General features: G+C 40.9%; 12 protein-coding genes. 8 read left to right on the forward strand and 4 right to left on the reverse strand.

All coding sequences use genetic code 11. The features are described from left to right. The first annotated feature begins 20 nt into the window (after positions 1–20). Together FAZ19_RS13575 and FAZ19_RS13580 are read left to right on the forward strand one after the other, a co-directional pair. The gene (locus FAZ19_RS13575; RefSeq protein ID WP_136821296.1) at positions 21–2045 is read left to right on the forward strand and encodes a thioredoxin domain-containing protein; all 2025 of its coding nucleotides are present in this window, start codon (positions 21–23) and stop codon (positions 2043–2045) included. A 5-nt stretch (positions 2046–2050) separates the two neighbouring features. Then, positions 2051–2551: an FKBP-type peptidyl-prolyl cis-trans isomerase gene (locus FAZ19_RS13580; RefSeq protein WP_136821297.1), complete on the forward strand. Its 501-nt coding sequence runs from the start codon at positions 2051–2053 to the stop codon at positions 2549–2551. Between the two features lie 101 nt (positions 2552–2652). Here the strand turns inward: FAZ19_RS13580 and mnmD are convergent, their stop codons facing one another. Continuing rightward, positions 2653–3321 (reverse strand): tRNA (5-methylaminomethyl-2-thiouridine)(34)-methyltransferase MnmD, encoded by a 669-nt coding sequence (mnmD, locus tag FAZ19_RS13585; RefSeq protein WP_136821298.1) that lies wholly within the window; start codon positions 3319–3321, stop codon positions 2653–2655. A 61-nt stretch (positions 3322–3382) separates the two neighbouring features. On the opposite strand from mnmD, the gene FAZ19_RS13590 reads away from it, so the two are divergent. The 5 genes from FAZ19_RS13590 to FAZ19_RS13610 all read left to right on the forward strand — a co-directional run bounded on the left by FAZ19_RS13590 (position 3383) and on the right by FAZ19_RS13610 (position 10830). Beyond that, a complete protein-coding gene (locus FAZ19_RS13590) occupies positions 3383–4615 on the forward strand; it encodes a dicarboxylate/amino acid:cation symporter (protein ID WP_229707605.1) in 1233 nt (410 codons plus the stop codon). A 722-nt stretch (positions 4616–5337) separates the two neighbouring features. Then, positions 5338–5745, forward strand: a complete 408-nt coding sequence (locus tag FAZ19_RS13595; protein WP_136821299.1) for a cytochrome c maturation protein CcmE domain-containing protein — start codon at positions 5338–5340, stop codon at positions 5743–5745. Between the two features lie 126 nt (positions 5746–5871). Beyond that, positions 5872–8376 (forward strand): cytochrome c biogenesis protein CcsA, encoded by a 2505-nt coding sequence (gene ccsA, locus FAZ19_RS13600; RefSeq protein WP_136821300.1) that lies wholly within the window; start codon positions 5872–5874, stop codon positions 8374–8376. Then, positions 8376–9137, forward strand: a complete 762-nt coding sequence (locus tag FAZ19_RS13605; RefSeq protein WP_136821301.1) for a Rossmann-like and DUF2520 domain-containing protein — start codon at positions 8376–8378, stop codon at positions 9135–9137. Before ccsA ends, FAZ19_RS13605 begins: the two co-directional genes overlap by 1 nt. A gap of 136 nt (positions 9138–9273) precedes the next feature. Then, positions 9274–10830: an FMN-binding glutamate synthase family protein gene (locus FAZ19_RS13610; RefSeq protein ID WP_136821302.1), complete on the forward strand. Its 1557-nt coding sequence runs from the start codon at positions 9274–9276 to the stop codon at positions 10828–10830. A 48-nt stretch (positions 10831–10878) separates the two neighbouring features. Here the strand turns inward: FAZ19_RS13610 and FAZ19_RS13615 are convergent, their stop codons facing one another. After that, the gene (locus FAZ19_RS13615) at positions 10879–11319 is read right to left on the reverse strand and encodes a MarR family winged helix-turn-helix transcriptional regulator (RefSeq protein WP_136821303.1); all 441 of its coding nucleotides are present in this window, start codon (positions 11317–11319) and stop codon (positions 10879–10881) included. A 187-nt stretch (positions 11320–11506) separates the two neighbouring features. Here FAZ19_RS13615 and FAZ19_RS13620 point away from each other — a divergent pair, with 187 nt between their 5' ends. Next, positions 11507–11779, forward strand: coding sequence for a hypothetical protein (locus FAZ19_RS13620; protein WP_136821304.1), 273 nt, complete (start codon positions 11507–11509; stop codon positions 11777–11779). A 16-nt stretch (positions 11780–11795) separates the two neighbouring features. Here the strand turns inward: FAZ19_RS13620 and FAZ19_RS13625 are convergent, their stop codons facing one another. Both FAZ19_RS13625 and FAZ19_RS13630 read right to left on the reverse strand, forming a co-directional pair. After that, a complete protein-coding gene (locus FAZ19_RS13625; RefSeq protein ID WP_136821305.1) occupies positions 11796–12572 on the reverse strand; it encodes an amidohydrolase in 777 nt (258 codons plus the stop codon). A 78-nt stretch (positions 12573–12650) separates the two neighbouring features. Continuing rightward, complete coding sequence (locus FAZ19_RS13630; RefSeq protein ID WP_136821306.1) at positions 12651–13631, reverse strand: polyprenyl synthetase family protein; 981 nt, start codon at positions 13629–13631, stop codon at positions 12651–12653. Positions 13632–13686: the final 55 nt, after the last annotated feature.

Raw genomic sequence — 13686 nt, forward strand, 5'->3', positions numbered from 1 at the left:
TTTCGTACCTTTAATTCTTTATGGCAAATAAACTACAGCACGAAACCTCACCTTATCTTAAGCAACATGCGCACAATCCCGTAGATTGGATGCCATGGGGTCCCGAAGCATTAGCAAAAGCAAAAAATGAAAACAAGCTTATCTTAGTGAGCATAGGCTATTCCGCCTGCCACTGGTGCCATGTAATGGAGCGGGAAAGCTTCGAAAACGACGCCATAGCCCAAACCATGAATAAATTCTACGTGCCAATAAAAATTGATCGTGAAGAGCGCCCCGATATTGATCAGATTTATATGATTGCCGTTCAGCTCATGACCAATTCAGGTGGTTGGCCATTAAATTGTATATGTCTACCCGACGGAAGACCGATATATGGTGGTACTTATTTCAGACCCCAAGATTGGCAGAATGTGCTCCTCCAGATTGCTCAGATGTGGGAAGAAACGCCTGAGGTTGCGTTGGATTATGCACAACGGCTGACGTCGGGGATACATAAAGCCGAAAAACTACCTATTTTACCTATTCCTGAACAATATTCCTTATTGGATCTAAAATCGGTTATACTTCCCTGGAAAGAGCAATTCGACTTCAAAGATGGCGGTTATCAAAGAGCGCCTAAATTCCCATTACCCAACAATTGGCTATTTCTACTTCGGTATGCCGTACTGGCTGAAGACGACGTTATACTAGAACATGTACATTTTACATTAGAAAAATTAGCAAATGGCGGCATCTATGACCAGATCGGCGGAGGCTTTGCCCGTTATTCGGTCGACGGACAGTGGCATGTGCCTCATTTCGAAAAAATGCTTTACGACAACGGACAACTGATAAGCCTCTACAGCGAAGCTTATCAACAAAAACCGACAACATTGTATAAACGCATCGTGGAAGAAACGGTTACCTGGGCCGAACGGGAAATGCTTGCTTCAAATGGTGGCTTCTACAGTGCACTGGATGCCGACAGCGAAGGCGTCGAAGGCAAATTCTATACATTCGATTATACCGAATTTGACATTTTAGGCGATGACGCCGATCTTTTCCGTTCATATTTTAATATTGTAAAAACAGGGAATTGGGCAGAAGAAAATACAAATATCCCATTTGTAAATATTGGGGACCAAACCTTCATTACCGAGGCTGGATTTAGAGCTGAAGAATGGGACCTATATCTCAAAGAGATAAAAAGCAAGCTTCTCTCGTACCGTTCAAAGCGAATAAGACCGGGGTTGGACAATAAGCAGTTGACTACCTGGAATGCATTGCTTTTAAAAGGCCTTGTGGATGCCTACCGTGTGTTTGACGAAGACCGTTATCTCAACCTCGCTTTAGGTATTGGACACTTTATCGCAGACAACTGTATGGAGAACGATGTATTGCTACATCAGCCTGCAGATCACAACCGCAAAATAACCGGTTTTCTGGATGATTATGCATTTACGATTGAAGCCTATATTGCATTATATGAAGCCACCTTCGATGAAAAGTGGCTGATGGAGAGTAAGGCACTGGCCGATCTGGCGATTTCCTTTTTTTACGACAAGGAGAATAAGACGTTTTACTATACTGGATCAGATGCCGAACAACTTATTGCCCGTAAGAGCGAAATCATGGACAATGTGATTCCGGCTTCCACGTCTACTTTGGTACGGCAGTTGTATAAATTAGGCTTGTTATTCGACGATGAAAATTATACCGCCATTGCCGATCAGGTGTTTGCAAATGTCTTTCCACACATCAAAAGCTACGGATCAGCTTATTCGAATTGGGCAATCCAATTAGTGGAACACCATTTCGGAACGAATGAAATAGCACTGACCGGAGCGGACGCACTGGAGTGGCGAAAAGAGCTCGATAAATCGTATATTCCAAATAAAATAACATTAGGGGGAACAAAAAGTACACTTCCGTTGTTAAAAAGTAGACAAGGTGTGGACTCAAAAGCCTACCTTTGTCGGAATAAAACATGCAGTCTTCCTCAATCGTCGATTGCCCCAATAATAGAATTAATAAATAGTAACAGGGATATTAATCCCATAAATTAAGTCGAATGGCAGTAGAAAACAACAACGTAGTAACGTTGAATTACATTCTTCACACCGTAGAGGATAATGGAGAAAAAACTTTTGTAGAGCAAACAACCACTGAAAACCCGTTAACATTTTTATATGGTGTAGGTATGATGTTACCTATGTTTGAAGAGAAAATAGCTGGATTGAATGAAGGAGATAAATCCTCATTCGAATTGGCTGCAGTAGATGCATATGGTGAAAAAGATGATAAGGCCGTAGCACAATTGCCTGCGGATATGTTCAATGAAACCGGACTTCCTCCAGTTGGAGAAGTATTACCGCTTCAAGATAATCAGGGAAACCAATTCCGTGCAGTAGTAGTTGAAGTAACTCCTGAAGCTGTAATAGCTGATTTAAATCATCCGATGGCGGGGAAAAACTTAAATTTCGATATCGAAGTTCTAGCGGTTCGTCCAGCAACTGAGGAGGAACTATCCCATGGTCATGCACATGGAGCCGATGGCGAAGCAGACCATTAATTAGCGAAAAGAGTAAGGAACAAGGATTGATTTTCATCCTACCTTATCTTTGTTCCTTACTCTTTGATCTTTAAGAGCTTTAATTCACCAATACCCGATCGCTAACCCAACTTTACCGCCCTCAGCATCTCTCGCTTCCCTGGAGCACCGGGTGCTTTTTCGATCGCAAAACCTAAGGCTTTCATACTTCGTTTTAAATTCCCCGTTATGGCATACGTCACAAAAACACCACCGGGTTTCAGGAACTTACATACATGTGCCAAGGTCTCGTCCGACCACATTTCGGGCTGATGTATTGCCGCAAATGCATCGAAATAAATGACATCAAACATACCATCATCCTCAAAATCCAAGACATCGGCATGTGCAACTCTGAAGTCGATGTAGTCTGATAGTTTCACTGTCTCCATCAGGGCATTTTTATATTCTGATCGAAAAACGTCCCACAAATCTGCGGAAACATATTGATTGTATTCGGTGTGCGATATCACTTCCAACGGTAAAGGAAAAGCCTCTATACCACAGTAATCTAATTTCAGCGAATTCTCGCCACAGTAGTCCGCCGTAAGTAAAAAATTGAGCCCTGTTCCAAATCCGATTTCTAGAATAGATGCTCCATTTCTATTTTCCTTCTCCAAAAAAAACTGTAGGCCCGATTTCAGAAACACATGGATACTTTCCTGATGTGCACCATGTTTGGAATGGTAATGCTCCCCTACCTCAGCATGATACAACGTCTTCGAACCATCAGCAGTCGTCACAAAATCCATAAAACAAATATTTTCTCCAAATCTAATATAAAAATGGTTATTTTAGCGATAGACATAAATTATGATGCAGGAAATACTCAAAAACTACAGCAACATCATCCAACTGTTAATCGGAATAATAGTCGGTAGTATGATCGGCCTACTGTTACCACAAGTTATTCCGTATATTAAACCATTAGGGGATATATTTTTAAACCTGCTTTTTGTAGCCGTTATTCCGCTGTTATTTTTTGCTATTTCATCCTCCGTTGCGAATATCGAAAGCAACAATAAGTTAGGGCGGATTTTAGGAACAATGTCTGCTGTGTTTGTCTTAACCATCGTTATCGCGGCCATCGCCACGATAATAGGACTGTGGATTTTCCCTGTTACAGCAGCTAAAGATGCATCTGCCGCAATCGAAAGCTTGGCGACCAATGCAGAGGATACCTGGGGCGACAAAATAGTGCGTTTCTTGACTGTTGGAGAATTCATGAATCTACTGTCGCGCCAGAATATACTGGCTTTCGTAATATTCTCTTTTTTAGTCGGCACAGCCGCTCGAAAGACAGGCGAAGACGCTGCGCTGTTCGTGAAATTTCTGAATGCTGGCAACGAAGTCATGAAATCACTTTTAACATTGATTATGAAATTTGGTCCTATTGGCTTGGGTGCATATTTTGCGTACCAAGTACATACACTAGGTCCCGAATTATTCGGCTTTTACGCAAAACCTTTGGCATTCTATTATATTTTCGGAATCATATTTTTCTTTACATTCTATTCCATATATGCTTTCCTAGCACTACCAAAAAAGGGTATTGCCGCGTATTGGAAGTATAATATTACCCCATCGCTGACCGCATTGAGTACGTGCAGCAGTTTAGCTACCCTCCCCGCAAATCTCGACGCAGCGAAAAAATTGGGTATACCTACCAGCGTAGCAAATGTTGTGATCCCATTAGGAAACACCCTCTATAAAAATGGATCTTCTATTTCCTCTATATTGAAAATATATGTTGCCTTTTCTATCCTAGAATGGAACTTTTTCGACCCTACAACACTTATTACTGCCGTAGGAATTACCATTATAGTAAGTATGGTGGCGGGAGGAATTCCAAACGGTGGCTTCATCGGTGAAATGTTAATGATCTCTGTTTATGGCATTCCAAATGAAGCTGTTCCGGCTATTATGATTATTGGGGCACTCGTAGATCCGCTTGCTACCGTCCTCAATGCCACTGGAGATACCGTCGCCGCGATGCTTGTAACCCGATTTTCAGGTGAGCGGTTTGAAGAGGTTAAAGAAGAGTGATACTCGGTGCTTCACCATCAAAGAGTTAAATTTGATTATGATAATGGAAGGTTTTATTTAATCAAATTTATTTTCGCCTCTATGCCGGCGATGGGCATCCTACTTTTGACCGCAAAAGTAGACAAAACTCGTCGCTGTACCCATTTGCCACTATGGCTAGTGCCTCCTCCTACTCTTGGCAAATGGCTAAGGCGACATTTACCGTGCGTGTAAGGATAGTGCGTTTACTAATATTGATCTTATACTTCTGCTGAACTTAAAAGGACGACCTCGGTCGATGTAGCGTTCATAAAGCTTTTGGATTTGCGTTAAGAACAGATCTACGAAGTGTAACGGCTCAGATCTGTTTAGTAAATCCAAAAGCTTTTAGCGTAACATTGACCAAGTCTTGACTTTTTTTGCTTCGTTTTTTTGGTCAAGCAAAAAAATGAAGGCCCTGTCGTGGCAACGACGGAAAGGCAATGCGGGGGACAAGAAAACTGTCTAAGATAATCCTTCTTAAAAAAACAAACTCCCCCCCTCCTTTACTCTGTAATATTAATGATGCACAATCAAACCCAATTGATTAACATAGACAAAGCTTCGGCAAAACCCTAAAACACAAAATGTTAGTCAAAACCCTATATAGTTTAGAATATTTCTAAATAGATAGCGTAATTTGTTTAATTCCTTCTTTCGATTCCCTTTTTGTAATTTTGTGGTTGGTTTAGTGGATATACATTATGAAGAAAAGTTCAATCATTTTGATTGTGATCATAGCGGTGGCTATTGCGATGATTTTGGTGATTTATACCGACTCCAGTACATATTCTACCTTTACGGAGGCAAAAGAAAAAAATACGGAATTGTACGTTGTTGGTGTGTTAAATAAAGAAAAAGATTTGCTATATGATCCTGTAAAAGACGCAAACCTTTTTTCTTTCTACATGTATGACAAGGACAGTACTGAATGTCGCGTCGTCTTTAACGGCTCAAAGCCACAAGACATCGAACGTTCGGAACAAATCGTACTCACAGGAAAGATGGAGGGGAATGTATTTCACGCAAGCAAAATATTAATGAAATGCCCTTCCAAATATAATCAAGACGAAGTAGAAGTCATTGAAACAACGGCTTACTTGGCAGAGTAAAAACCGTACCCCTTGGCGTTTTATAATAACCCCGCTTGTCGGTGGACTCGTTTTAACTTTTGACTTTTTAACCGAGCTTGCCCGCCTCCCAGAGTTCAGGTGAGCTCATCGAAGATGATTTAAATAATGGACGTTAATTACGTTGGTGAAAACCTACTTCCTGGAAAAATAGGACAATTTTTTGTTATCCTTTCTTTCGGTGCATCCCTATTTTCTTTGATCAGCTATTTTTTTGCTGCACAATATAATAAGGAGCCCAACGCTAAGGAACTCGCAGCGGGTAAATCGTGGAAAACCCTCGGCCGAATTGGTTTTTGGTTAAACGCTTTGTCTATTATCGCTATCGGTTCGACTTTATTTTACATTATCTATAATCACCTATTCGAATACCATTACGCATGGGATCATTCCTCCCGATCTCTGCCGACCCATTTTATCATATCCTGCTTTTGGGAAGGACAGGAAGGTAGTTTTTGGCTGTGGATGTTCTGGCAGGCCGTATTGGGTAGCATTCTGGTCTTCAGATCACGAAGCTGGGAGGCTCCAGTAATGACCTTTGTCATGCTTTGTCAAACCTTCCTCGCCTGCATGCTAATCGGTGTCGAGGTATTTGGAACACGCATAGGTAGTTCCCCATTCATCCTTTTGCGGGAAGCTATGCAAGCACCTATCTTCAGCAATCCAAATTACTTATCAATGATAGCGGATGGCGACGGCCTAAATGCCTTGCTCCAAAATTATTGGATGGTTATTCATCCACCCACGCTATTTCTTGGATTCGCCTCCATGATCGTACCCTTTGCCTACGCAGCTGCGGGGCTATGGCAACGGCGGTATACGGACTGGATTAATGCAAGCATGCCTTGGGCTTTATTTGCGGTCATGATCCTGGGAGTAGGTATTATCATGGGATCTTTCTGGGCATACGAGGCCCTAAACTTTGGCGGTTTTTGGGCTTGGGATCCGGTAGAAAATGTATCGATTATCCCTTGGCTTACCTTAATTGCTGCGGTACATGTGATGTTGGCGTACAAACACTCTGGACATGGCTACTTTACGGCAACCTTACTTGCTTTAGTGAGCTTTGTCTTGGTTATCTATGCATCGTACCTGACCCGCAGTGGTATATTAGGCGAAACATCTGTGCATTCCTTTACCAGTCTGGGTATGTCAGGACAGCTTATTATATTCAATTTAGCATTCTTGGTTATCACTGTAAGCCTATTAATATGGAGGAGAAAGGAATTACCTCGTACACAAAAAGAGGAAGACATCTATTCGAGAGAATTCTGGTTGTTTATTGGAGCGCTCGTTCTAACAGTCGCCTGCGTACAAATGATTGCGACGACATCGATACCTGTATTTAATGCCTTATTTGGGACCAAAGTAGCCCCCCCGATTGACCCTATCGTACATTACAACAAATGGCAAGGTGCTTTTGCAGTCGTTGTTTTATTGCTTACAGCTTTTGCGCAATTTTTAAAATATAAGCGGACTGATCCCAAGAAATTTTGGCCAGCCCTCATTGCTTCATTTATCGTAGCCCTAATGTTGGCAGCTGCAGCTGTGTATTTTACCAAGGTATATACCAATGTGATGTATGTTTTAATCACCTTCACAGCTATTTTCTGTATTCTGGCAAATATCCGTGTATTGGGTGATGCACTAAAAGGAAAATGGAGATTAGCAGGCTCAGCAGTTTCACACATTGGATTTGCCTTACTGGTTTTAGGCGCGTTAGTTGCCGCCGCCACGAATGAAGTGATTTCCGTGAACGAAAGCCGTTACATCGGGGTACAAAATTTTGGCAAGGATGGTGATAAATTTACCGATCCGGGTGAAAATTTATTTTTAACCGAAGGCGAGCCTGTACAAATGGGAGATTATAAAATCACCTATTTGGGCGATAGCACTGCCGCTCCAAATGTCTATTATCATATCAAATATGAAAAAATAGACGAAGAAAGCGGTAAAGTACTGGAGTCTTTTAGGCTAAGTCCTTTTGCCCAAAACAACCCGGATATGGGAGGTTTAATAGGCACACCAGCAACCAAGCACTACGTCACCTATGATATTTACACCCTGATCACCGCTGCATCCGCAGATTCCCAAGTAACTGCTACAAATATGCAAAACGGCGAGAAAACGGGGTTCGAAGATTATGACGAGCCAGCAACCTATCAGGTAAGCATCGGAGATACTTTGCGCTACCGCAACGGTATATTTATCATCGATGGGATAAACAAAGATGCGAAACTACAAAATATACCCCTGGATCCGAAGGATGTATTAGTTGGCTTAAAGATCAAAGTAATTTCTGGAGATCAGAAAGAGTACGACGTAGAACCAGTATTTTTATTGAAAGAAGGTAATGCATATGACTTTAATAAAGACGTAGAAGAGCAAGGACTTCGGTTTCGTTTTACCAATATCCGCCCAGATCAGGACAAATTGGAAATCATGGTCTACCAAAAACCATTACCTGAAAAGAAATGGATCGTATTTAAAGCGATAAAGTTTCCTTACATTAACTTCTTCTGGTGCGGAACCATCATCATGACCATCGGTTTTATCATGGCGATATACAAACGTATACGAGACGCAAAACAAGAACATAAAATTACATCCTAATGAACATCGTTATAATAGGATCAGGAAACATAGCGACACACTATGCTAAAGCATTCCAACAACTGGGCAACCAGATTTCCGAGGTGTACAGCAAAACTTCAGCCAATGCAAATGCATTGGCTGAAGTTGTTTCAGCCCAAAGTGTAGATGATCTTTCGCAAATAAGTGAAGAGGCTGATCTCTATATCATAGCAGTGAGTGATCAAGCTATTGAGCCTGTCGTCAATAAACTTCCTAGCCGACTAGAGGGCACTGTTGTTCATACGTCGGGCGCTACGCCCTTAGAGATGTTACATCGTTTCAAAAAACATGGCGTTATTTACCCCCCGCAAAGTCTTTCCAAAGATATAGAAACAGATCTATCCACGATTCCTTTTGCTGTTGAAGCCAATACGCCGGAAGTCGAACAAAAATTATTAGAAATAGCGCAAGCGATTTCCCCCAAATCATTTCTTTGCAATAGCCAACAGCGAATGGCCTTGCACGTTGCAGCTGTATTTGTCAACAACTTCTCCAACGCTTTGTATCAAGTAGCATTTGATTTATTGGAACGGGAAAATTTAGATTTTGAACTGATACGACCGATCATACTCGAAACAGCCAATAAAGTCCGGTATCAAGAACCTAGTGCAGTGCAAACTGGTCCGGCGATAAGAGGTGATAAGCAAACGCTAGACAGTCATTTAGAATTCTTAAGTCACGACGAACACCTCGCTCAAATCTATCAAAATTTGACTGCTTTAATTATAAAAACAAGATAGAAAGCGAGCTTTCTATGCAAAAAAGATAAAAATTAATACGAACCTATTAATGCACAAATTACTTACTAATTTTGCCGAAGAATAAAACAAACATGTGAAGTAGACGTTTGAATCACATATAACTTGATAACAAACTATGGCAGTTAGAAAATTAATTCTTATCACGATTGTCCTCATCAATCTTATAATCCTTTCTTTTGGAATTATCTTTACTCCTCAGTGGTTTTGGTTACTTATCATTCCATTTCCGTTGATGATCATCGCCTTTTACAATAGCTTTCAAACAAACCATGCCATCCTTCGGAACTTTCCTTTGGTGGGTTATTTCAGGTATTTTTTTGAATCCATTCGTCCAGAATTAAGGCAGTACTTTTGGGAATCGGATACCGATGGCAGACCGTTTAACCGCAGACAGCGATCAATTGTATATCAGCGATCAAAAAATGAACGCGAGACTGTCGCCTTTGGTATGCAAACAGACCCACAGGCGGTAGGCAACGAATGGGTGGCGCACTCTATGTTTCCATGTCATATTGAGAACCACGATTTACGTACTACGGTGGGCAACGCTTCCTGTAGCCAACCTTACAGCCTGAGCGTGTTTAATATTTCAGCCATGAGCTACGGTGCATTAAGCAAAACAGCCATCACTGCATTAAACAAAGGGGCTGCATTACAAAATTTCGCGCACAATACTGGCGAAGGTGGGATAAGCACCTATCATATTAGTGGCGGTGATTTAATCTGGCAAATCGGAACCGGTTATTTTGGTTGCCGGAATGAAATGGGGTACTTTGATGCCGATTTATTTGCAGAAAAATCTAATAGAGCGTATGTGAAGATGATTGAGCTAAAGATCTCCCAAGGCGCTAAACCAGGGCATGGCGGTATTTTACCGGCAGCGAAAAACACACCAGAGGTAGCAGCTATACGCCACGTCGTACCGGGCACTGATGTCATGTCGCCACCTGCACACAGTGCATTCCGTAATCCAATAGAAATGATGGAGTTCATTCAGCAACTACGTACCCTCTCGAATGGCAAGCCCATAGGCTTTAAGATCTGTATTGGTGACAAGCAGGAATTTATGGAAATATGTAGAGCAATGCAAACGACCCAAATATTCCCGGATTTTATTTCTATCGATGGATCAGAGGGGGGTACCGGAGCGGCTCCCTTGGAATTTACAGACAATTTGGGCATGCCCTTATACGATGCGCTGACATTCGTTACCACAACGCTCATTAAATATGGTCTTAAAAAACATGTGAAAGTTATCGCTTCTAGTCGTATTGTTACGGGATTTGATTTATTAAAAGTGATAGCACTTGGAGCAGACGCATGCTATAGCGCACGGGGAATGATGTTTGCCTTGGGATGTATTCAAGCATTGAAATGCAACGAAGATGTGTGCCCTGTCGGAGTGGCAACACAGCAACCTCACCTCTACAAAGGCCTTGATGTAGAAGACAAATCCGTACGGGTAGCCCAATTTCATCGAAATACACTACGCGCGACCGTAGAAATTATGGAAGCATGTGGATTTCGAACATTGGATGATGTCACTGCCGATAAATTTTTCAGAAAAGCAGATAGTATTCAAACGTTAAGTTTTCAAGAGATCTATTTTAAAGAAACCGGTCGGCTTAATAAAAAGGAAAATAACTTTGCTAAAGAAGAATTCTTGGATTAAATAAGGACATGGTGTGTCTCTAGATGTAACGGAAGACACACCATGTCTTTATCTTAAGTTTTGATAGACAGTCTCGAGGATGTGTTGCGCATCTTTCAGCTTATCCCTGTCCACATTATCGAGCGCTTCGGTGATGGTACGCGAGGCCTGAGCCATACAATCGGTTTTAATTTTCCGTCCTTCTTTCGTAAGATAAATAAGGTTGGTTCTACGGTCTCCTTTGTCGTTGACACGAATAACCAGCTTCAACTTCTCCAGATTGTTGATTAATCGGGAGATACTGGGTTTATCACGAAAAGTCAGGTTTGCCAATTCTTGTTGTGTTAGTCCCTCTTCGTTCCACAAATAGTACAGGAGACTCCATTGCTCAGAGGTAATCGTTACGCAGCTTTCTTTTAAATTTCGCTGTAGCCTTCTAGACATCGCAGTAGAAGCTTTTCCGGTCAAAAACGAGAAAAATTCTTCTGCAAATAGGTTATCACTAGTCATTTTTAATAAATAAGTTTTAGGTTGCTTATGCAATTAAACTAATATTTGCCTTATATCCAAATTTTTTTTCAACTATGCCTGTATTTTTAATTAATTTCTTAACTTTAGTTCAATGGAAAATATATTGATTGCTTTGGTTTTAATAGGGGGGCTTGTCTATAATATTTATACTAATTATAGAAAAGAGATGGAGAAAACAGCAAAACGCGACATTAGGATACCAGTTCCACCTGTCCCTCCCCAGCACTCCCCCGCCCCTGTACAGGCAGTGCCCGCCGTACCTGCCGCATCAATTCCAGAGGAAGTAGTTCGTTTTCAGGAATATAAAGCAAAAAAGAGAAGCACGCCTCAGCCTTTAGCGATCTCGAAGCCTGTGACGTTAGTAGAAGAGGAATCAGAGCCCTTTGATCTGAGAAAAGCTGTAATTTACGCTGCTATATTGGAACGCCCCCATAAATAAGATTTAAAATAGTATATTATAAAATCGAAAAATCATCGCCATCTTTCAAAAATGGAAAGTTCGTCCTTGCTTCAAGCAAATCTTTTGGATGAAGGGTGAACGTATACAAATCTTCATCTTCAGGCTTATAATACACAACATCTCCTACGGGGGAGATGCACATGGATCCCCCTGAATAATAGACTTCGTTCCCATCGTATCCCACACGATTTACACCGATGACAAAAGCTTGATTCTCTAATCCCCGGGCCGGAATTAACGTACGCCAATGTCCAGAACGTTTATCAGGCCAACTAGCAATATACACCAAAATATCGTACCCGTCTTCCTGATTACGTGACCAAACCGGAAAGCGTAGGTCATAACAAATCATCGGACATATTTTCCAACCTTTCAGTTTAAGAATAATGCGAGACTTACCAGCAGTGAAAACCTCATCTTCTTTCGCCATACTAAACAGATGTCGCTTATCATAATGCACGAAGCTACCGTCGGGCGACATCCAAATAAAGCGATTGTAATATCTCCCCTCTTCTTCAATAATTAGCGAACCTGCAACAACACAGTCGAATTTTGTAGACATTTCATACAGCCAACGCATGGAAGTCCCGTCCATTTTTTCTGCGCATTTTTCGACGTTCGTAGTGAACCCTGTATTAAACATTTCGGGCAACAGGATAAGATCTGTTTTCTCCTTAAGGGAAGACAATCTTAAGGCGAGATTTTGGAGATTTTTCGCTACATTTTCCCAAAATAGGTAAGCTTGAAATATCGTGATTTTGATAGGTTCCATTAATAAAAAAACATTTTTTTTGAAGATTTATTGTTACAATTTAAAAAAATAAAAATGAAATCCATCATTCCGACGTTATTATTGCGTACGCCGCATTAAATTATCGGCTAGGCTATAAAGTTCTTTCTTTTGGCTTTCATTTACGCCTATTTTTTCTAAACTTTTATAAGCTAAATGCGTATATTTTTCTTTCAACCTACTCGCCTCCTCCACGACATGATATTTTTGATATAAGTTTTTCATCCGTCTTACTTTTTCATCGGATTCGACATCTTTATCTGTTAATAATTTCTCGAATTCCTGAATATCGTCGATTTCAACTAATTTGGGTTTTAAGAGGATATACAATATGGTCTTTTTATTGGCAATGATATCACCACCGATTTGTTTTCCGAAAGTAGATGGATCGCCATATATATCCAAAATATCGTCTTGTAGCTGAAAAGCAATACCCAGATTAACACCAAAATTACAGATATGTGTACGATCTGAAGGAATAGCATCTGCTATTACTGCTCCCATTTCGAGCGCCCCACCCAATAGTACTGATGTTTTAAGACGGATCATTTCGATATACTGATCTTCCGTTACGGAATCTATCCTCTCAAAATCCATATCGTACTGCTGCCCTTCACATACTTCAAGTGCCAATTTATTAAATATCCGTAGCAATTCTGGTATATACTCGGCTTTCGCAGAAGCCAACTGTTCGTAAGCTTTTACCAATAAAGCATCTCCAGATAATATAGCTATGTTTTCATTCCACTTTTTATGAACCACTACCTGTCCTCTACGTAGAGGAGCGTTGTCCATGATATCGTCGTGGATCAAGGAGAAATTATGAAAATACTCGATTGCTAAACTCGCTGGTAACGCATCATTTATATTGTTAATATTAAATAAATCTGCACCTAATAAGACAAGTAAGGGACGAATGCGCTTCCCAGAAAGAGATAGCATATAACGAATAGGATCATATAAATTATCAGGTGTTGACGGGAAGCTCGCCTGCTCAAGCGCATACTGAATCTTTTCGGCATATAATGTATTTCCAAACATAGTGTTGTCAAATGTTTTGCGAAGATAAGTATTTAATTTCTGAGTGGAGAAGTCG

The organism is Sphingobacterium alkalisoli (genome assembly GCF_005049105.1).
GTDB lineage: Bacteria > Bacteroidota > Bacteroidia > Sphingobacteriales > Sphingobacteriaceae > Sphingobacterium > Sphingobacterium alkalisoli.

What these genes read in the sequence shown, in the direction of transcription:
- FAZ19_RS13580 (WP_136821297.1), top strand. Translation starts at nt 2,051, where the DNA reads ATGGCAGTAGAAAACAACAACGTAGTAACGTTGAATTACATTCTTCAC.
- mnmD (WP_136821298.1), bottom strand. Translation starts at nt 3,321, where the DNA reads ATGGATTTTGTGACGACTGCTGATGGTTCGAAGACGTTGTATCATGCT.
- FAZ19_RS13620 (WP_136821304.1), top strand. Translation starts at nt 11,507, where the DNA reads ATGGAGAAAACAGCAAAACGCGACATTAGGATACCAGTTCCACCTGTC.
- FAZ19_RS13615 (WP_136821303.1), bottom strand. Translation starts at nt 11,319, where the DNA reads ATGACTAGTGATAACCTATTTGCAGAAGAATTTTTCTCGTTTTTGACC.
- ccsA (WP_136821300.1), top strand. Translation starts at nt 5,872, where the DNA reads ATGGACGTTAATTACGTTGGTGAAAACCTACTTCCTGGAAAAATAGGA.
- FAZ19_RS13575 (WP_136821296.1), top strand. Translation starts at nt 21, where the DNA reads ATGGCAAATAAACTACAGCACGAAACCTCACCTTATCTTAAGCAACAT.
- FAZ19_RS13625 (WP_136821305.1), bottom strand. Translation starts at nt 12,572, where the DNA reads ATGGAACCTATCAAAATCACGATATTTCAAGCTTACCTATTTTGGGAA.
- FAZ19_RS13605 (WP_136821301.1), top strand. Translation starts at nt 8,376, where the DNA reads ATGAACATCGTTATAATAGGATCAGGAAACATAGCGACACACTATGCT.
- FAZ19_RS13610 (WP_136821302.1), top strand. Translation starts at nt 9,274, where the DNA reads ATGGCAGTTAGAAAATTAATTCTTATCACGATTGTCCTCATCAATCTT.
- FAZ19_RS13595 (WP_136821299.1), top strand. Translation starts at nt 5,338, where the DNA reads ATGAAGAAAAGTTCAATCATTTTGATTGTGATCATAGCGGTGGCTATT.
- FAZ19_RS13630 (WP_136821306.1), bottom strand. Translation starts at nt 13,631, where the DNA reads ATGTTTGGAAATACATTATATGCCGAAAAGATTCAGTATGCGCTTGAG.
- FAZ19_RS13590 (WP_229707605.1), top strand. Translation starts at nt 3,383, where the DNA reads ATGATGCAGGAAATACTCAAAAACTACAGCAACATCATCCAACTGTTA.